The organism is Streptomyces sp. 3MP-14 (genome assembly GCF_006334905.2).
GTDB lineage: Bacteria > Actinomycetota > Actinomycetes > Streptomycetales > Streptomycetaceae > Streptomyces > Streptomyces triticirhizae.
The window spans coordinates 104,442-122,685 of record NZ_VDLZ02000014.1; the positions used below are offsets into that span (position 1 = coordinate 104,442).

Below are 18,244 nucleotides of genomic sequence, written 5' to 3' on the forward strand. Positions count from 1 at the left end.
CCGGGTGCGGTCGCCGCCGGGACCGGCCAAGTCCGCGTCGCCGCCGGCCACTTCGGCCGCCCGACGCGTCGCCCCGGCCCCGCGCGCCGGCCCGCCGCCCCGGGCGCCCGCCGCCCGTTCACATCCCACCGGACGCCGTTCCCGGCTGCCCTGACCTGCACGTTTGACGAAACATGCAGAGGCTCGCATACTTATTCCACGTTGCCCAGTGAAGCCCCAGCGCGGTACCAGCACTGCTTGCCCTAAGGAGACACCGTGACCCAGCGCGTCGTACTCGCCTACTCCGGTGGCCTGGACACCTCGGTCTGCATCGGCTGGATCGCCGAGGCCACCGGGGCCGAGGTCGTCGCCGTCGCCGTGGACGTCGGCCAGGGCGGCGAGAGCCTGGACGTCATCCGCAAGCGGGCGCTGGCCTGCGGCGCGGTCGAGGCCGAGGTCGTCGACGCCAAGGACGAGTTCGCCGAGGAGTACTGCCTCCCGGCGATCAAGGCCAACGCCCTCTACATGGACCGCTATCCGCTGGTCTCCGCGCTCTCCCGGCCCGTGATCGTCAAGCACCTGGTCGCCGCCGCCCGCAAGCACGGCGCCGACACCGTCGCCCACGGCTGCACCGGCAAGGGCAACGACCAGGTCAGGTTCGAGGCCGGCATCGCCTCCCTGGCCCCCGACCTCACCTGCATCGCCCCGGTCCGGGACTACGCGATGACCCGGGACAAGGCCATCGCCTTCGCCGAGGAGAAGGGCCTGCCGATCGCCACCTCCAAGAAGTCCCCTTACTCCATCGACGCCAACGTCTTCGGGCGGGCCGTGGAGACCGGCTTCCTGGAGGACATCTGGAACGCGCCGATCGAGGACATCTACGAGTACACGCAGAACCCGGCCACCCCCAGGGACGCCGACGAGGTCGTGATCACCTTCCGCGAGGGCGCCCCCGTCGCCATCGACGGCCGGCCCGTCACCATGCTCCAGGCGATCAAGGAGCTGAACGAGCGGGCCGGCGGCCAGGGCGTCGGCCGGATCGACATGGTCGAGGACCGGCTGGTCGGCATCAAGTCCCGCGAGGTCTACGAGTCCCCGGGCGGCATCGCGCTGATCACCGCGCACCAGGAGCTGGAGAACGTCACCGTCGAGCGGGAGCTGGCGCGCTACAAGCGGCAGGTCGAGCAGCGGTGGAGCGAGCTGGTCTACGACGGCCAGTGGTTCTCCCCGCTGAAGAAGGCCCTGGACGGCTTCGTCAACGAGGCCAACCAGCACGTCAGCGGCGACATCCGGATGACCCTGCACGGCGGCCGGGCCGTCGTCACCGGGCGGCGCTCCGACCAGTCGCTCTACGACTTCAACCTCGCCACCTACGACACCGGCGACAGCTTCGACCAGTCGCTGGCCAAGGGCTTCATCGACATCTTCTCCCTGTCCAGCAAGATCGCGGCCAAGCGGGACGTCGCCCCGTGAGCCAGCCGCACGAGGCCACCGGTGGCAACGAGCCGGGTGCCGACATCAAGCTCTGGGGCGGCCGGTTCGCCCACGGACCGGCTGAGGCGCTGGAGCGGCTGAGCGCGTCCGTCCACTTCGACTGGCGGCTCGCGCCCTACGACATCGCCGGCTCCCGGGCGCACGCCCGGGTGCTGGCCAGGGCCGGCCTGCTCGACGACCAGGAGCTGGCCGCGATGCTCGAAGGGCTGGACCGGCTGGCCGCCGACGTGGCGGACGGCTCGTTCACCGGCACCGTCGCCGACGAGGACGTGCACACCGCCCTGGAACGCGGCCTGTTGGAGCGGCTCGGCCCGGATCTCGGCGGCAAGCTGCGCGCCGGCCGCTCGCGGAACGACCAGGTCGCGACGCTCTTCCGGATGTATCTGCGGGACCACGCGCGGATTCTCGGCGGCCTGCTGGCCGACCTCCAGGAGACCCTGATCGCGCTGGCCGACGCGCACCCGGGCGTCGCCATGCCGGGCCGCACGCACTTCCAGCACGCCCAGCCGGTGCTCTTCGCCCACCATGTCCTGGCCCACGTCCAGGCGCTGTCCAGGGACGCGGAACGGCTGCGGCAGTGGGACGCCCGCGCGGCGGTCTCGCCCTACGGCTCCGGCGCGCTGGCCGGCTCCTCGCTGGGCCTGGACCCGGAGGCGGTCGCCGCCGAGCTGGGCTTCGAGGGCGGCTCGTCGGCCAACTCGATCGACGGCACCTCGGCCAGGGACTTCGCCGCCGAGTTCGCCTTCGTCACGGCGATGATCGGCGTCGACCTCTCCCGGATCGCGGAGGAGGTGATCGTCTGGAACACCAAGGAGTTCTCCTTCGTGACCTTGCACGACGCCTTCTCCACCGGCAGCTCGATCATGCCGCAGAAGAAGAACCCGGACATCGCCGAGCTGGCCCGGGGCAAGTCGGGCCGCCTCATCGGCAACCTGACCGGCCTGCTCGCCACGCTCAAGGCGCTGCCGCTGGCCTACAACCGGGACCTCCAGGAGGACAAGGAGCCGGTCTTCGACTCCTGCGACCAACTGGAGGTGCTGCTCCCGGCGTTCACCGGGATGCTGGCCACCCTCACGGTCAACGGGGAGCGGATGGCGGCCCTGGCCCCGGCCGGCTTCTCGCTGGCCACCGACATCGCCGAGTGGCTGGTCAAGCGCGGGGTCCCGTTCCGCGACGCGCACGAGGTGGCCGGCGAGTGCGTCAAGGTCTGCGAGGCCGAGGGCATCGAGCTGGACCAGCTGACCGACGAGCAGTTCGCCAAGATCTCGCCCCGGCTCACGCCCGAGGTCCGCGAGGTGCTGACCGTCGAGGGCGCGCTGGCCGCCCGCTCCGCCAGGGGCGGCACGGCGCCGGTGGCGGTCGCCGCCCAACTCGCCGACGCCAAGGGCGACCTGGACCGGCAGCGCGCCTGGGTCGCCGCCCGCCCCGGCCTGGCCTGAGCCCGGCCGCCCGCCGTGGCCTGAGCCCTGCCCACCGAGAACGGCGAACGCCGCCCGCCGGACGGCCCGATCGCACCGGGCCGTCCGGCGGGCGGTCGCCCGTTCACTCGTCCGGGTAGCGCAGCCCGATCTCCTGGCGCGCCGCGTCCAGGGTGCGCATCACCGCGAGGGTCCCGTCCAGCGGCACCAGCGGCGACTCCGTCTCCCCGGCGCGCAGCGCCCGCCCCACCTCGGCCGCCTGGTGCATGAAGGACCCCGAGGGCCCCGGCGCGGAGAACTCCTCCGGTTCCGCGCCGACCCGGTGCAGCACAAACCGCTCCGGGTGGAAGAAGCCGCGCGGGAACTCGATCCGCCCCAGCGAACCCGTGACCACCGCCGTCCGCGCCGTGTCCGCCACCAGCGAGCAGGTCAGCGCGGCCACCGCGCCCGAGGCGTAGCCCAGCAGCAGCCCGGTGTTCTCGTCGACCCCGCCCGACATCCGCGCCCAGGCCCGCACCTTCTCCGGCTCACCCAGCACCAACTGCGCGAACGACACCGGGTAGACGCCCAGGTCCAGCAGCGCGCCGCCGCCCAGCCTCGGGTCGCGCAGCCGGTGCGAGGGGTCCATCGGCGCCTCGATGCCGAAGTCCGCGTGCACCGCGAGCACCTCGCCGATCGCCCCGTCGCCGATCAGCTCCACCATCCGCCGCACCACGGGGTTGCAGTACGTCCACATGCCCTCCATCAGGAAGACGCGGCGCTCCCTGGCCAGCCCGACCAGCTCACCCGCCTGCGCCGCGTTCAGCGTGAACGGCTTCTCGCACAGCACCGGGGTGCCGGCCTTCAGGCACAGCCGCACCGGCTCGGCGTGCGCGCTGTGCGGGGTCGCCACATAGACCACGTCCACCTCGGGGTCGGCGGCCAGCGCCGCCCAACTGCCGTGCGCCCGGCCGATGTCGTAGCGCTCGGCGAACGCTTCCGCCGACTCCGCCGAGCGGGAGCCGACGGCCACCACCTCGGCGTCCGGCAGCTCCGCCAGGTCCGCGACGAACTTCGCCGCGATGCCGCCCGTCGCCAACACCCCCCACCGCACCGGTCTTCCGGCCAGCCCGCCGCCCTCGTCAGCCATCCGTGCTCCCTGCTCGTGCCGTCCGTGCCGGGCCGCCCCACGGGCGGCCACCAGCGGATCATCGTAGTTCCCCGGTCCGACACCACCCCCGGCGCCGCCGCGACCCGGGGTCCCGGCCCTGCCGGTACGGTGAGCATCCCGGCGGGCGGGGGAGCGACCGGGGGACCGACCAGGCAGGCGAGAGGCGCGAAAGGGCACCGCGATGGCGTTCACCCGATTCCACCCCGAGGCCACCCCGACCGCCCGGATCGGGCTCGGGCTGGCGGCCGTGGGCCGCCCCGGCTACCTCAACCTCGGCCGGGCCGACGACCTGCCCGCCGACCGCACCCCCGAGGCGCTGCGCGAACGCAGCCACCAACTCCTCGACGCCGCCTTCACCCAGGGCGTGCGCTACCTCGACGCGGCCCGCTCCTACGGCCGGGCCGAGGAGTTCCTCGCCGACTGGCTCACCAGCCGCGCCGACGCCGCCAAGGAGGTGGTCGTCGGCAGCAAGTGGGGCTACACCTACACGGCGGACTGGCGCGTCGAGGCCGACGTCCACGAGGTCAAGGACCACTCGGCGGCCACCCTCGACCGGCAGTACGCGGAGAGCACCGCGCTGCTCGGCGACCGCCTCGACCTCTACCAGATCCACTCGGTCACGCCCGACAGCCCGGCGTTGACCGACCCGGCCGTGCACGCCCGCCTGGCCCGGCTCGTCGAGGACGGGGTGACCGTCGGGGTGTCGACCAGCGGTCCGAGCCAGGCCGAGGCGATCCGCGCCGCGCTGGAGGTGACGGTCGCCGGGGAGCCGCTCTTCACCACCGTGCAGGCCACGTTCAACGTGCTGGAGCCCTCAGCGGCGCCCGCGCTCGCCGAGGCGCACGAGGCCGGGCGGACCGTCATCGTCAAGGAGGCGCTGGCCAACGGGCGGCTGGCCGGCCGGGCCGCGCCGCCCGAACTGCTGCGGCTGGCGGCCGAGGCGGACACCAGCCCCGACGCGTTCGCCCTGGCGGCGGTCCTGGCCCAGCCCTGGGTCGGCCTGGTGCTCTCCGGCGCTGCGACCGTCGCCCAACTGACCGACAACCTCGCCGCCGCCCGGCTGACCACCGACCCGGCGCGGCTGACCTCGCTGGCCCGGCTGGTGGAACGCCCCGAGAGCTACTGGCGCACCCGCGCCGCGCTGCCCTGGCGCTGAGAACCCCGCCGGCGACCCGGGCCCGGCGAACGCTCCGGGCCCGGCGAACGGTTCAGGCTCGGCGAACGGTTCAGGCGGCGCGCGCCTTGGTGGCGTACATGTCCACGTACTCCTGGCCGGAGAGACGCATCACCTCGGTCATCACCTCGTCGGTGACGGCCCGCAGCACATAGCGGTCCCGGTCCATCCCGTCGTACCGGGAGAAGTCCAGCGGCTGGCCGAAGCGCACCGTGATGCGCCGCCCGCCGCCCAGCCTCGGCAGCCCCCGGCCGCCCGGCTGCACCCGGTCGGTGCCGATCATCGCGAACGGCACCACCGGCGCGCCCGTCATCAGGGTCAGCCGGGCGATCCCGGTCCTGCCCCGGTAGAGCCGCCCGTCGGGCGACCTGGTGCCCTCCGGGTAGATGCCGAAGACATCGCCCCGCTCCAGCACCCGGCGGCCCGTCATCAGCGCCGCCACCCCGCCGCGCCCGCCGTCCCGATCCACCGGGATCATGCCGACCGCCGTGAAGAACCAGGCCATCAGCCGGCCCTTGAGCGAACGGCCCTTGACGTACTCGTCCTTGCCGATGAAGAACACCTGGCGGTCGCAGACCAGCGGGAGGATCACCGAGTCGATGAAGGTCAGATGGTTGCCCGCCAGGATCACCGGACCCGTGGCCGGAATGCGCTCCAACCCCTCCACCCGGGGGCGCAGCAGCAGCTTCAGCAGAGGTCCGAGCAGCACCTTCAGCAGCACGAAACGGGACAACTTCCCCTCCGGTCGGTCATGGTCGCGCGCTCGGTCAGGCGCGCCGGTGCGTCGCGCCCCGGGGGCGCGACGCATAGGGACGATACTCGCGCGAACGGCGCCGTCCCGCACCAGGTTCACTCCATGGTGCGGAGAACGTCACACCCGCGACACGGGAACGCGGCCGGTCACGGGCGTGGCGGGCGGACCGTCGGGGCCCCGGGAGAGGGTCGGGCTCGCCCGAAGTTCGCCCGGGGTTCGCCCGCGCGTCCTCGCCTCGCGCCCGCCACCTTCCTACCATCGACCGGCGACCCAAGATCACCGGCGAGGGAGAGACCATGGCAGCTCGACAGGCGGCATCCACCCAGCAGCCCCGGCCGGGCCGGCGCGCCGTGCTCGGCGCGGCGATGGCCGGCGGCGCCGGCGCCGCCGGCCTGCTGGCCGCCGGCAGCGGCACCGCGACGGCGGCCGGCGCCGCCGGGCGGCACGGCGGCGCCGGCCCGGGCCGGCTGCCGGTGCCCACCGTGGTGGCCCACCGGGGCGCCTCCGGCTACCGACCCGAACACACCCTCGGCGCCTACCAGTTGGGCCTCGACCTGGGCGCCGACATCATCGAGCAGGACCTGGTGCCGACCCGCGACGGCCAGCTGGTCTGCCGCCACGAGAACGACATCACCGGCACCACCGACGTCGCCGACCACCCCGAGTTCGCCGACCGCCGCACCACCAAGAGCGTCGACGGCACCGAGCTGACCGGCTGGTTCACCGAGGACTTCACCCTCGCCGAGCTGAAGACCCTGCGCGCCACCGAGCGCATCCCCGCCCAGCGCCCGAACAACACCCTCTACGACGGGCGCTGGACCGTTCCCACCTTCGCCGAGGTGCTCGACTGGGCGGCCGAGCGCGCCCGGAAGCGGGGCCGGCCGGTGTGGCTCTACACCGAGACCAAGCACCCCACCTACTTCCGTTCCCTCGGCCTCGGCCTGGAGGAGCCGCTGGCCCGGCTGCTGCGCCAGCACCGGCTGCACCGCGCGGACGCGCCGGTCATCCTCCAGTCCTTCGAGCCCAGCAGCATCCAGCGGCTCCGCCGACTCGTCGACACGCCCGGCGTGGTGCTGCTGGGCGCGGCCGACGACCGGCCGTGGGACTTCGTCGAGTCCGGCGACCCGCGCACCGTCGCCGACCTGATCACCCGCCGGGGCCTCGCCGAGATCGCCGGCTACGCCCAGGGCATCGGCCCGACCCTCGACCTGGTCATCCCGCGCGCCGCCGACGGCTCGTTGACCGCCCCCACCTCGCTGGTCGGCGACGCCCACCGCGCCGACCTGCTGGTCCACCCGTACACGCTGCGGAACGAGAACGCGTTCCTGCCGGCCGACTTCCGGCGCGGCGACGACCCCAACGCCTACGGCGACGTCTTCGGCGCGGCCCGGGCCTACTTCGAGGCCGGCATCGACGGCGTCTTCGCCGACCACCCCGACACGGCGCTGCTCGCCGCCGAGGACTTCCGAGGGTGACGCTCCGTCAGGTTCGGCGCCACGTCTGACGGGTGGCGAGGCGCCCGATCCGTTCCGTAGTCACGAATCTCACAGCCCAGTTGGCCCGGGGGCATTCCCCCGCGCCCAACTCCCTAGCACAATGCTGACGGCGCGGGTTCTGACCTGCGCCGTCAGGGCTATCGCCGGATTCCGCGCGCACCCTCACCAGCGCGGCCGGCCGAACTCCTCACCTGGAGGCGTGTGCAATGGGCATGAGCGTCACGATCGAGCCGGCGACCGACCAGGACGCCGAGCAGATCCTCAAACTCCAGTACCTGTGCTATCAGCCCGAGGCCGAGCTGTACGGCGACTACACCATCGCGCCGCTCACCCAGACCCTCAGCGAACTCCGCGCCGAACTGGCCGAGAGCTGTGTGCTGGTCGCGCGGCTCGGCGGCGAGGTCGTCGGCTCGGTACGCGGCTCGGTGGACGCCGACGGCACGGCCAGGATCGGTCGGCTGATCGTCCACCCGAGGATGCAGCGGCACGGTCTCGGCGGACGGCTGCTGGTGGCGGTCGAACGGCGACTGGCAGCCGAGCGGTCCGCCGCCCGCTACCGCCTCCTCACCGGGCACCGCAGCGCCGCCAACCAGCGGCTCTACCGCCGCCTCGGCTACGCCCCGGTGGCCATCGAGCAGATCAGCCGGCAGCTGAGCCTGGTCACGATGGAGAAGCCGGTGGCCGCCGCGCCCGAGCCGGAGCGCCACGTCGCCGCATAGCCCGCAACGGTCGGGCCCGGGTCCTGCGTCCGGGCCCGACCGTTGGGCGTTCAACGCGGCTGGGCGTCGAGCCACTCGCCGAAGGTGGGGCCGGCCAGCGTGGCGTGCGGCCCCGGCAGGAACCCGCCGGCCGCCACGATCTCGGCGTCCGGGACGCCGGAGCCGTCCACCCCGACCACCCTGATGCCCCGCCGCTCGCCCAGCAGCCGGGCGGCCTCGGTCAGGATCTCCCTGCGTGGCCCGGCGACCTCGGGGATCGGCGCCCCCGGCTCCGGCCGGTCGGCCGCCCAGGGGTCGGTGGCCAGGTCGGCCAGCGTCTCCGCCACGGTGCGGCAGGCCACCAACTGCGTGGACACCGCCGGGACATAGGCCACCTCGCCGCCCTGCCAGTCCAGGAGCTGGCCGACCAGCTCGTGGAACTGCGCGGCCCGCAGAATCCGCGCCGGCAGCAGTCCGGACAGATGGGCCTCCTCGTGCACCTGCTGGGCGGCGATGAACCCGGTCGTCGCCTTGTCCGCGCCGATGATGGACGCGGCGACCACCCGCCCCACCCCGGCACGCTCGCCGGCCTCGTGCAGGTTGTGGCTGGCCGTGCGGAAGAACTCCGTGGCGGCCTCCTGATCCGAGTCGTGCCATGACGCGACGTCAACGATGACGTCGACCCCGACGAGCGCCTCGGCCAGGCCCTCGCCGGTGATGATGTCCACGCCCGTCGCGCGGGACATCGGCACCACCCGGTGCCCCCGTTCCCTGAGCACGTCCACCACATGACGGCCCAGCCGCCCCGTCGCCCCCGCCACCGCGAACCTCTCACCGCTCATCGCTGCCCCACCCTTTCACCGTGCCGCTCCGGCTGATCCGGTCACGCGGCGTCCTGACGCACACCAGACGACGGCGCCCCGCCGTCCGTAACGCACCCGGCCGTGTGACCCAGCCCACCCCGCGCCGATGTCACAGGACGGCGGGCCGCTGCGTCACGTGTGTGTGGGGGCGGCGGGCGACGAGCGGACGGGAGCCGGATTGAACGAGCGGAGCGGACCAACCACGGGCACGACCGGGCGGGTTGACCGGGGCCAGCCGCTGGACCCGGCCACCGAGGCGTTCCTCGCCCACCGCAACCTGCTGTTCACCGTCGCCTACGAGATGCTCGGCTCGGCCGCCGACGCCGAGGACGTCCTCCAGGAGACCTGGCTGCGCTGGGTCGGCGTCGACCACGCGAGCGTGCGGAAGCAACGCGCCTACCTGGTGCGGATCGTCACCCGGCTGGCGTTGGACCGGATGCGGGCGCTGGGCCGGCGCAAGGAGTCCTACATCGGCGCCTGGCTGCCCGAGCCGCTGCTGACCACGCCCGACGTCGCCGAGAACGTCGAACTGGCCGACAGCATCTCGCTGGCCATGCTGCTGGTGCTGGAGACGCTGACGCCGGTCGAACGGGCGGTGTTCGTGCTGCGCGAGGTGTTCGACGTGCGGTACGAGGAGATCGCCGAGGCCGTCGGCAGGACCCCGGCGGCGGTCCGCCAACTCGCCTACCGGGCACGGGGACGCGTCGCCGCGCGCCGACCGCGCGGCACCGTCACCCCGGCCCAGACTCGCGCCGCGCTGCTGGCCTTCCAACGGGCGGTGGAGACCGGCGAGTTGCAGAGCCTGCTCGACATCCTCGCGCCGGACGTCGTCGCCCTCAGCGACGGCGGCGGCCGCCGGCGGGCGCTGCCGCGCCCGATCGTGGGCGCGGACCGGGTGGCCCGCGTGTTGGCGACCGGCTGGTGGCGCCGCGAGGCCCGACGGTCCGTCGAACTGGTGCAGGTCAACGGCGGCCCCGGGCTGCTGGTCCGACTCGACGGTGAGGTCGACGGCGTGGTGGCGGTGCGGGTCGAGAACGGCCTCATCACCGGGGTGTACCACGTCCGCAACCCCGAGAAGCTGTCCCATCTGACCAGCGAGACCGCAGTCACCCGCTGAGGTTCCCGGCGCCGCAGGGCGCGGGGAGCCTCAGCGGGGGCGTCGAGCGCCGGGAGGGGGGCGCTCGACGCCCGCGGCCTTGCCGGCCGTTCAACGGGACGGCCTTGCCGGCCGTCGGCGGAGGGGGGTTGTGCCGCCCGCCGGCCCGGACGCGGGCGCGGCGGGGGCGCCCCACCGTTGGCCCGGGCGCGCGCCGCGTCTGGGCGCCGGCCGGCGGCCGGCGGAGCGGTTCGGGCCCTCGGCGGCGGCCGGCCCGCCTCGCCTTCGGCTGTCTGGCCTGCCAGGCGAGCCTTCCGGTGCCCCGCGTGCGGGCCTTGCGCCGGTCGGCCAACTCCCGTAGGACCGCGCGGCGTTGCGCCCGGCCGATGCGCGGCCTGCGGCGTGCGCCCGTGGTCGGCCGCCGGGCCGGGCTCGCCGCCCGGGGCCCGGTTGCCCCGCGCCGAGCCGCGTGCGTTGACCGCCGGTCCGGCCCGTACCCGCGCGCAGCGCGGGTCGGGTCAGCCCTCCCGCGCCGGAGGCGCCACCGGCGCCGCAGGCGCTCCCGAGGCGCCGCGCCAGCGGAACCAACGGAGGCCCGTCAACGGCAGAATCAGCGGGAAGAAGACATAGCCGATGCCGTAGTCCGACCAGACCGTCGCGTCGGGGAAGGCGCCCGGGTCCACCAGGGACCACGTGCCCACCGTCAGCACCCCCACCAACTCGGCCGCGCAGCACACCAACCCGACGCGCCGCGCGCGTTCCCCGCCCCGCGCCAGGCAGAACGTGATCACCGCGTACACCACGGCCGCCACCGCCGACAGCAGATACGCCACCGGCGCCTCGTCGAACCGCGTCGAGAGCTGGTACGCCGAGCGCGAGGCCGCGCCCACCGCGAAGACCCCGTAGAGCAGCACCAGCAGCCGACCCGGGCCGTGGTTCAGATCCAGCCGCCCGCCATCCCGCCGTTCCGTCCGCTCGGTCCGCTCCGTCTCAGACACCGCCCGCCCCCGCCCACACGTCGGCCAGCCGGATCTGGAGCACCGCCAGCACCACAGCGCCGGCGGCGACCGTCGCCGAACCCCAGCGGTTCCGTTCGGTCAACGACACGACGGCGGTGATCGGCAGGCACAGCGGCACCGCGACCAGGTAGCAGACGAAGACCAGCGTGCTGCCGTCCCCGGCCGGCCGGTCCCCGCCGGCGAGGGCGACCGTCGAGACCGTCGCCTGCGCCAGGGTGAGCGACTCCACCAGGGCCGCACCCGCGTAGTGCCAGTCCTTCACCGGCTGGTCCCGGAACGAGGCGTACCCGCACCAGACGGCCAGCAGCAGGGCGGTCACCACGACCGTCACCGTCAACGGGGTGAACATGGCGACGACTTTACGCCGGCCGCACCCGCCCCCGTTCCCCGCCCCCGGCCGGCCGGGCCCCCGCCGCGACCGACCGCGCCGGCCGGGCGCACGTGGCGTTGGCCACAGCACACCCGACCGTGGCGATCCCGCTCTGACCGGTCTGTTTTACTGGACGGCATGACACCGACGAGCAGCCTTCACGCGGCGACCGAGGCACGGACGTTGCCCGGTGCTCACTGTCCGTGTCGAATGTGTGACCGCTGAGGGCCCCCGCCGAGCGCCTCGCGCCCCGAAGCGAACCGCACCGCCGCGCCGCCCCGTCGCGCGCCGGTGACCGCCGGCCCCGACCGGCCACCCCGCCCCGCGCTCCCGCACACATTCCCCGACCCTGCCCCGCACCGGGCGCACGGCGTCGCCGTGCGCCTCCGTGTGCCGTCCGACAGCGATGGAAGCCAGTGATCACCACCACGGATCTCACCAAGGTCTACCGCTCGCGCGGCCGCGAGGTCACCGCGCTCGACGGCGTCAGCCTCCATGTCGAGCCCGGCGAGATGTACGGCGTCATCGGCCGCAGCGGGGCGGGCAAGTCCACCCTGATCCGCTGCGTCAACCTGCTGGAACGTCCCGACTCCGGGACCGTGACCGTGGACGGCCAGGACCTGACCGCCCTGCCGGGACCCCGCCACCGCGCCGGCCGTTCGCTCCGCCAGGCCCGCACCGGCATCGGCATGATCTTCCAGCACTTCAACCTGCTCTCCTCCCGCACCGTGCGCGGCAACGTCGAGCTGCCGCTGGAGATCCTGGGCCTCACCCGCCGCGAGCGGGCCCGCAAGGCGCTCGAACTGCTCGACCTGGTGGGCCTCGCCGACCACGCCAGGGCCTACCCGGCGCAGCTGTCCGGCGGCCAGAAGCAGCGTGTCGGGATCGCGAGGGCGCTGGCCGGCGACCCCAAGGTGCTGCTCTCCGACGAGGCCACCTCGGCCCTGGACCCCGAGACGACCCGCTCGGTGCTCCAGCTGCTGCGCGACCTCAACCGCCAACTCGGCCTCACCGTGCTGCTGATCACCCACGAGATGGACGTGGTCAAGGCGGTCTGCGACTCGGCCGCGCTGATGGAGAAGGGCAGGATCGTCGAGGCCGGCGTGGTCTCCGACCTGCTGGCGACGCCGGGCTCGCGGCTGGCGCACGAGCTGTTCCCCGTCGCCGGCGCCGTCCCGGGCGGCGACCGCACGGTCGTGGACATCACCTTCCACGGCGACAGCGCCGGCCAGCCGGTGATCTCCCATCTGGCCAGGACCCACGAGGTCGACGTGTCGATCCTGGGCGCGGCGATGGAGACCGTCGGCGGCCGCCAGGTCGGCCGGATGCGCATCGAGCTGCCCGGCCACCCGGACACCAACGCCGCCGCGCTCGCCTACCTGCGGGAACGCGGCCTCACCGTGGAGCTGCCGGCCGAGGCCGAGCCCATCGACAAGGGCCCCGCCCCCCTCGACAAGAGCCCCGACCCCGACGAACTCGCCCCGGAGAGCACCCGATGACCTGGTCCCAGATGGAGCCGCTGCTCACCCAGGGCACGATCGACACCCTCTACATGGTCGGCTGGGCCACCTTCTACGCGGTCCTCGGCGGCCTGCCGCTCGGCGTGCTGCTGGTCCTCACCGACCGGGGCGGCCCGCTGCGCAACGTGGTGGCCAACCGCGCGATCGGCGTGATCGTCAACGTCGGCCGCTCGCTGCCGTTCATCATCCTGCTGGTGGCGCTGATCCCGTTCACCCGCTTCGTGGTCGGCACCGCGATGGGCCCGACGGCCGCCGTGGTGCCGCTGGCCATCGCCGCGATCCCGTTCTTCGCGCGGCTGGTGGAGACCGCGATCCGCGAGGTCGACCACGGGCTGGTCGAGGCCGCGCACGCGATGGGCGGCGGCACCTGGACCGTGGTCGGCAAGGTGCTGCTGCCGCAGGCCCTCCCGTCCCTGATCGCCGGCCTGACCACCACCGTGATCGCGCTGATCGGCTACTCGGCGATGGCCGGCGCGGTCGGCGGCGGCGGGCTCGGCACCCTCGCCTACACCTACGGCTACCAGCGCTTCGAGGACGAGTTCATGCTCGTCACGGTCGCGGTCCTGCTGGTCATCGTCACCGCCGTCCAGCTGATAGGCGACGGCGTGGTCCGCCTCGTCACCCGCCGCACCCGCACCGGCTGAGTCCCGCCGTTCACCGGTCGGGCGCGGCCCCCAAGACCCCGGGTCACCCCCGGTACCCGTAACAACCCGCAGCAAGCGAAAGGCACTCTTCGTGCGTACCAACCTCAGGCACGGCGCCGTTCTCGCCGCCACCACCGCTCTCGCCCTGGCCCTCGCGGCCTGCGGCACGGACTCCGACCCGGACACCGGCGGTGGCTCGGGCGACGGCGCGGCGGCCGACCCCACCGAACCGTTGAGCGTGGCGGCCACCCCCGTTCCCCAGGCGGAGATCCTCCAGTTCGTCAAGGACAACCTCGCCGAGGAGGCCGGGCTCGACCTCGACATCCGCGAGGTCACCGACTACGTCATCCCCAACACCCTGGTCAACGACGGCGACGTGGACGCCAACTTCTTCCAGCACGCGCCCTACCTGGACGACTTCAACGCCCAGCAGGGCACCGACATCGTGCCGGTGATCAACGTCCACCTGGAGCCGCTCGGCCTCTACTCCAACGACCTCACCAGCGCCGACGAGCTGGGCGAAGGCGCCACCATCGCCATCCCCAACGACGCCACCAACGAGGGCCGCGCGCTGCAACTCCTCGCCGCCAACGGCCTGATCGAGCTGGCCGACGGCGTGGGCACCAACGCCACCCCGGCCGACGTCACCGAGGACAACGGCATCACCTTCCAGGAGCTGGAGGCCGCCTCGCTGCCCCGCTCCCTGGAGGACTTCGACGCCGCCGTGATCAACGGGAACTTCGCGCTGGAGGCCGAGCTGGTCCCGGCCGAGGACGCGCTGGTCCTGGAGGAGGCCGAGGGCAACCCGTACGCCAACTTCCTGGCCGTGAAGTCCGGCAACGAGGACGACCCCCGCGTCCAGACCCTCGCCGAGCTGCTCAACTCCGACGAGGTGCGGCAGTACATCGAGGAGACCTACCAGGGCTCGGTGGTCCCGGCGTTCGGCGCCCCCACCTCCTGACCCGGGCCGGCCCCAACCCGGGCCGGCACCGCGCACCGAACGAGCAGCACCGCGCACCGCCCACCGAACGGGCCGGCGCCCCCACCGCAGCGCGGCTGGGACGCCGGCCCGGCCGTTGTCAGCGCACCCCGGCGACGACGCCCGGCTCCGCCTCGTCGAGGAACGTCCGCCGCGACTGTGCCCGCCGCAGGCCGAACCACTCCTCGCCCTCGGTGGCCAGCGCCGCCAGCACCCGGAACCCGGCCGAGACGCCGGAGGCGTCCAGCGCCACGTCCCGCAGCTGCCCGAGGTTCGCCCCCGCCGTCGCGAGCTGGTGGTGGGTCTCGATCCGCACCTCCAGGTCCTCCCGGTTGTTCAACACCAGGCGCAGCACCTCACCGGCCGGCGGCTGCTCCTGCGGCACCGTCTGCCACCCCGTCGCCCCGGCCTGGGCCCCGGCGGTCTGAAGCACCACCGAGCTGATCGAGTCGAAGCGGAAGACGAAGTCCCTGCGCCCGTCGTGCCGGGACGTCGCCGTGTCGATCTCCCACGTGCACACCCACACCCCGGCCGTGGTGAGCACGAACAGCTTCAGCCCGTAGCGCGCGTAGCGCGGCGGCCCGTTGGGCACCTTGGCCCGCACGCAGTCCGGCGCGGCCTCCAGCACGAAGAACGTGAACTGGATGCCCCGGTGCGCCATGCGGTGCTCCCGCAGCACGTCCCGCAGCAGCGCCCGCTGGTCCAGATCCAGCCAGCGGCCCATCTCCTCGTCCACGGGCCGGTGCGCCAGCAGGAACGCGCGCCACTCGGCGTGCTCCCGCTGCTCCGCGCCGAAGGACGCGAACTCCTCGGCCGCCAGGGCCAGTTCGACGAGCCGACCGGCCACCCCGATGCCCCCCAGGACGCCGGCGGCGCAGAGCAGGAGCACCAACATCGCGATGCCCGGGGCGCTCTCCAGCAGGACCAGCGACGGAACGGCCGACCCCAGCGCGACGAGCAGCACGCCGATCCTGGCCCACCGCCACTGCTCGAACGCCGAGCGCGGCGCCGACGGCAGCTTCCCCTCCGCCCAGGCGGCGGCCGCCCGCCTGGCCCGCACCTGGAGCCACCAGTCGAGCCCCTCCGGCTGCCCGGACTGCCAGTAGCGGGTGGCCAGTTCGTCGACCAGCTCCGCCTGGACATGGGCGGTGGAGAACTGCCAGGCGGCGGGCCCGGGACCGTTGGCCGGCCCGGCCTCGGCGAACCGTGCGGCGGCCAGCGCCGCCAGCCGGGCGCGGAAGGCGTGGAACGCGAGCGCCTCGGCCGGCTGCGCCACCGGCCCCTGGGCCGCCCGCAGCCGTTCGCGCTCGGGGGAGAGCGGGCGGCGCTCCCGCACCCAGCCGGGCCGGCGCCCCTGGCGGGCCCGGCGGCGCAGCTCCGCCCGCCCGTTCCTGAGCAGCAGCAGCGCGCCGGGAACGACGAACACCGCGACCCCGAACAGCGTCCCCCCGGCCAGGGCGCCGGTCTGGGCGACCCCGAGCACCAGCCCCAGCGCGAGGAGCACCCCGGCGACGGCCAGCAGCGTCGTCGCCGTCGAGGGGTCGCTCGGCCAGATCGACCGCCCCGCCGGTGCCGGCGGGCGCAGCGGCAGCGGGTCGGGCGTGAAGAAGAGCGGCACCCGCGCGGCCCGGTCCCGGCGCGCCTCCTCGGCGAGGCCCGCGTCGATCTCCGCCGAGTCCTCGGCGGAGATGACCGACTCCTCGACCCGCTGGATCACATAGCGCAGATGGTCGGTCACCTCGGCCCGCCGCGCCTCGGGCAGCGCGGCGATCCGCCGCTCGACGTCGCCGGCCGGGTCCGCGCCGGCCGCACCGCCCGAGCCCGCCCCGTGCTCCGCGGTGAGCGCGGCCGTCAACAGGTCGTCCACCAGCCGCGCGGCCTCGGCGTAGCCGCCGACATCGCCCGACCCGGCCCCGTTCGCGCCCGGCCCGTTCCCTCCGGCGTCGGGCCACGTGCCCAGCGCGCCGTTCAACGCCCGACGCAACGGGACCCAGTCCTCGTCCGTCAGGTCCTCGGGCGAGCGCCGGCTGACGATCGTCAACACCCAGCCGTAGTAGCCCTCCCGCGACCGGTGGCCCCGGCCGATGGCCTCCTCGACCAGCTGTCTGGCCCGCACCCGCATCCCCGCCGTCAGGCACCGCATCCCCTCGGCGAAGACCTGCTCGGGGGAGGCCGCCGGGTCCAGCAGGTACTGGTTGACGTACTGGTCCCCGTGCAGCACCCCGATCCCGCCGTGCGCGATGTCCCCGCTCAGCGCGCCGATGCCGCTGTTGTTGGTGATCCGGGGTCCCGGGTTGGTCGATCCGTTCAACACTGCTCACCTCTCAGGGTGTTGACGAGGTTCCTGATGGGCTCGGCGATCGCGCCGACGCCCGCCACCAGCGCGCCGAGCTTCACCAGCGCGCGCGTCAGCGTGCCCCGGCTCTCCTCGTCCTCCGCCCCGGCGCACTCCTCGGCCGTGTCCAGCTCGCGCGAGGCATCCTGGTAGGTGCCGGCGTCGATGTCCCTGCGCTCCAACGCCTCCTTCAACAGGGCGCGCAGCGACTCCAGCTCACGGGCCAGGGCCTCGCCCTCGCCCCCGGCGCCCGGGGCGGGCCGGTCGCCGAAGTCCTGGGTGACCTCGCCGTGCACCACGCCGATGCCGCCGTCCCTGATGTCGCCGAAGAGCTGCCCGATGCCCGCGTTGTGCCCGATCAACGGCCCCGGCCCCGACGCCCGTTCGGGCCCTGAGGCCCGTTCGCCCGGCGTCCGTTCGCCCGGCGTCCGTTCGCCCGGCGCGGGCGCGGGACCCGCCGCCCCGGCCGGCCCCGGCGACCAGGCGTGCCCCGGCACCCGGACCCAGATCGTCTCGTTGGCGATCTCCTTCGCGTCGAACCGCACCGGCCGGTACTCGGCCGCGTCGATCCCCGGGTGGTGATGGCTGACCACCTTGCGGTGCCACTCGTCCGAGACCGCCACCACCAGCTCGGCCTCCGGAACGGCGGCCAGCGCGTCCCGCAGCGGCTGGTGATCCACCATCCGGCAGGCCGTGTTGAGGTCGGCGCCCACCCAGCCGTGCCCGTCGTGCGCCACCTCGCCGCCGTGCAACGCCAGCCGCATCCGCAGCCGGCCCTCCCCGCCACTGGTCCGCGCGTGGGAGCGCAGCCCCTCCCGCAGCCGCTCGACGAACGGACCGGTCACGTCCTCCTTGGGCACCGTTCCCGGCAGCAGCAGAAAGGCGCCGTCGCCCCGGTCCTCGGGCGCGGGCCCGGCCTCCGCGTCGATCCCCGCTCCCTCGAAGGCGTCCTCCAACAACTGGCGCAGCCGAGCCCGAAGCCAGGACTGCACCGGGTTGGGCCGCCGCCCGAAACCCTCGATGTCGACCACCACGATCGTGTGGTACGTGTACTTCACCGGCATGAATCCCCCTCACTGGACTGACGCCGAACTGGCGCCACACCGGGCGCGAACGGGCGGGCCGGCGCCCCCCGCCGACCCGTCGGCCCGCCCGCGCACCACCAGGAAACCCCCGAACGGCCGCCCACACCGCGTCAGATGACGCATCGGGCACCTTCAATCAGAAGCCGTCACGAACCGCCGCGAGCTATCGC

16 protein-coding genes are annotated in these 18,244 nt (G+C 74.1%); 9 read left to right on the plus strand and 7 right to left on the minus strand.

Annotated elements, in window-relative coordinates; genetic code table 11:
• Positions 1 to 255: 255 nt before the first annotated feature.
• The gene (locus FH609_RS22500) at positions 256 to 1,452 is read left to right on the plus strand and encodes an argininosuccinate synthase (protein ID WP_139670931.1); all 1,197 of its coding nucleotides are present in this window, start codon (positions 256 to 258) and stop codon (positions 1,450 to 1,452) included.
• The gene (argH, locus tag FH609_RS22505; RefSeq protein ID WP_139670933.1) at positions 1,449 to 2,912 is read left to right on the plus strand and encodes an argininosuccinate lyase; all 1,464 of its coding nucleotides are present in this window, start codon (positions 1,449 to 1,451) and stop codon (positions 2,910 to 2,912) included. Before FH609_RS22500 ends, argH begins: the two co-directional genes overlap by 4 nt.
• A gap of 103 nt (positions 2,913 to 3,015) precedes the next feature.
• On the opposite strand, the gene FH609_RS22510 is transcribed toward argH, so the two are convergent.
• Positions 3,016 to 4,020, minus strand: a complete 1,005-nt coding sequence (locus tag FH609_RS22510) for a Gfo/Idh/MocA family protein (RefSeq protein ID WP_139670935.1) — start codon at positions 4,018 to 4,020, stop codon at positions 3,016 to 3,018.
• A 202-nt stretch (positions 4,021 to 4,222) separates the two neighbouring features.
• Here FH609_RS22510 and FH609_RS22515 point away from each other — a divergent pair, with 202 nt between their 5' ends.
• On the plus strand, positions 4,223 to 5,197 hold the full coding sequence (locus FH609_RS22515) for an aldo/keto reductase (protein WP_139670937.1): 975 nt from the start codon (positions 4,223 to 4,225) through the stop codon (positions 5,195 to 5,197).
• A gap of 70 nt (positions 5,198 to 5,267) precedes the next feature.
• Here FH609_RS22515 and FH609_RS22520 read toward each other — a convergent pair whose 3' ends face one another.
• On the minus strand, positions 5,268 to 5,948 hold the full coding sequence (locus FH609_RS22520; RefSeq protein ID WP_122399051.1) for a lysophospholipid acyltransferase family protein: 681 nt from the start codon (positions 5,946 to 5,948) through the stop codon (positions 5,268 to 5,270).
• 317 nt (positions 5,949 to 6,265) lie between these two features.
• On the opposite strand from FH609_RS22520, the gene FH609_RS22525 reads away from it, so the two are divergent.
• Positions 6,266 to 7,444, plus strand: coding sequence for a glycerophosphodiester phosphodiesterase (locus FH609_RS22525; protein ID WP_139670939.1), 1,179 nt, complete (start codon positions 6,266 to 6,268; stop codon positions 7,442 to 7,444).
• 227 nt (positions 7,445 to 7,671) lie between these two features.
• Complete coding sequence (locus tag FH609_RS22530) at positions 7,672 to 8,184, plus strand: GNAT family N-acetyltransferase (RefSeq protein ID WP_139670941.1); 513 nt, start codon at positions 7,672 to 7,674, stop codon at positions 8,182 to 8,184.
• 50 nt (positions 8,185 to 8,234) lie between these two features.
• On the opposite strand, the gene FH609_RS22535 is transcribed toward FH609_RS22530, so the two are convergent.
• Positions 8,235 to 9,005, minus strand: a complete 771-nt coding sequence (locus tag FH609_RS22535; protein ID WP_139670943.1) for an SDR family oxidoreductase — start codon at positions 9,003 to 9,005, stop codon at positions 8,235 to 8,237.
• Positions 9,006 to 9,204: 199 nt separating this feature from the next.
• On the opposite strand from FH609_RS22535, the gene FH609_RS22540 reads away from it, so the two are divergent.
• Entirely contained in the window at positions 9,205 to 10,143 is a 939-nt protein-coding gene (locus FH609_RS22540) for an RNA polymerase sigma-70 factor (protein WP_405379074.1), read from the plus strand.
• Positions 10,144 to 10,640: 497 nt separating this feature from the next.
• Here FH609_RS22540 and FH609_RS22545 read toward each other — a convergent pair whose 3' ends face one another.
• Both FH609_RS22545 and FH609_RS22550 read right to left on the minus strand, forming a co-directional pair.
• Positions 10,641 to 11,120 (minus strand): hypothetical protein, encoded by a 480-nt coding sequence (locus tag FH609_RS22545; protein ID WP_405379077.1) that lies wholly within the window; start codon positions 11,118 to 11,120, stop codon positions 10,641 to 10,643.
• Positions 11,113 to 11,490, minus strand: coding sequence for a hypothetical protein (locus FH609_RS22550; protein WP_139670947.1), 378 nt, complete (start codon positions 11,488 to 11,490; stop codon positions 11,113 to 11,115). The genes FH609_RS22545 and FH609_RS22550 overlap by 8 nt, the downstream gene beginning before the upstream one ends.
• A gap of 437 nt (positions 11,491 to 11,927) precedes the next feature.
• Between FH609_RS22550 and FH609_RS22555 the strand changes: the two genes are divergently transcribed.
• The 3 genes from FH609_RS22555 to FH609_RS22565 all read left to right on the plus strand — a co-directional run bounded on the left by FH609_RS22555 (position 11,928) and on the right by FH609_RS22565 (position 14,636).
• Positions 11,928 to 13,010: a methionine ABC transporter ATP-binding protein gene (locus tag FH609_RS22555; RefSeq protein WP_139670949.1), complete on the plus strand. Its 1,083-nt coding sequence runs from the start codon at positions 11,928 to 11,930 to the stop codon at positions 13,008 to 13,010.
• Complete coding sequence (locus FH609_RS22560) at positions 13,007 to 13,675, plus strand: methionine ABC transporter permease (RefSeq protein WP_139670951.1); 669 nt, start codon at positions 13,007 to 13,009, stop codon at positions 13,673 to 13,675. Before FH609_RS22555 ends, FH609_RS22560 begins: the two co-directional genes overlap by 4 nt.
• A 91-nt stretch (positions 13,676 to 13,766) precedes the next feature.
• On the plus strand, positions 13,767 to 14,636 hold the full coding sequence (locus FH609_RS22565) for a MetQ/NlpA family ABC transporter substrate-binding protein (protein ID WP_139670954.1): 870 nt from the start codon (positions 13,767 to 13,769) through the stop codon (positions 14,634 to 14,636).
• A 118-nt stretch (positions 14,637 to 14,754) separates the two neighbouring features.
• Here FH609_RS22565 and FH609_RS22570 read toward each other — a convergent pair whose 3' ends face one another.
• Positions 14,755 to 16,965: a hypothetical protein gene (locus tag FH609_RS22570; RefSeq protein ID WP_139670956.1), complete on the minus strand. Its 2,211-nt coding sequence runs from the start codon at positions 16,963 to 16,965 to the stop codon at positions 14,755 to 14,757.
• Positions 16,962 to 18,047 carry a hypothetical protein gene (locus FH609_RS31220; RefSeq protein ID WP_193318010.1) on the minus strand — a complete coding sequence of 362 codons (1,086 nt, stop codon included), beginning with the start codon at positions 18,045 to 18,047 and terminating at the stop codon, positions 16,962 to 16,964. The genes FH609_RS22570 and FH609_RS31220 overlap by 4 nt, the downstream gene beginning before the upstream one ends.
• Between the last annotated feature and the right edge of the window lie 197 nt (positions 18,048 to 18,244).

Bases quoted from the DNA above. Each gene is read 5' to 3' on its own strand.
- FH609_RS22515 (WP_139670937.1), top strand. From the start codon at position 4,223: ATGGCGTTCACCCGATTCCACCCCGAGGCCACCCCGACCGCCCGGATC.
- FH609_RS22535 (WP_139670943.1), bottom strand. From the start codon at position 9,005: ATGAGCGGTGAGAGGTTCGCGGTGGCGGGGGCGACGGGGCGGCTGGGC.
- FH609_RS22550 (WP_139670947.1), bottom strand. From the start codon at position 11,490: ATGTTCACCCCGTTGACGGTGACGGTCGTGGTGACCGCCCTGCTGCTG.
- FH609_RS22560 (WP_139670951.1), top strand. From the start codon at position 13,007: ATGACCTGGTCCCAGATGGAGCCGCTGCTCACCCAGGGCACGATCGAC.
- FH609_RS22530 (WP_139670941.1), top strand. From the start codon at position 7,672: ATGGGCATGAGCGTCACGATCGAGCCGGCGACCGACCAGGACGCCGAG.
- FH609_RS22510 (WP_139670935.1), bottom strand. From the start codon at position 4,020: ATGGCTGACGAGGGCGGCGGGCTGGCCGGAAGACCGGTGCGGTGGGGG.
- FH609_RS22525 (WP_139670939.1), top strand. From the start codon at position 6,266: ATGGCAGCTCGACAGGCGGCATCCACCCAGCAGCCCCGGCCGGGCCGG.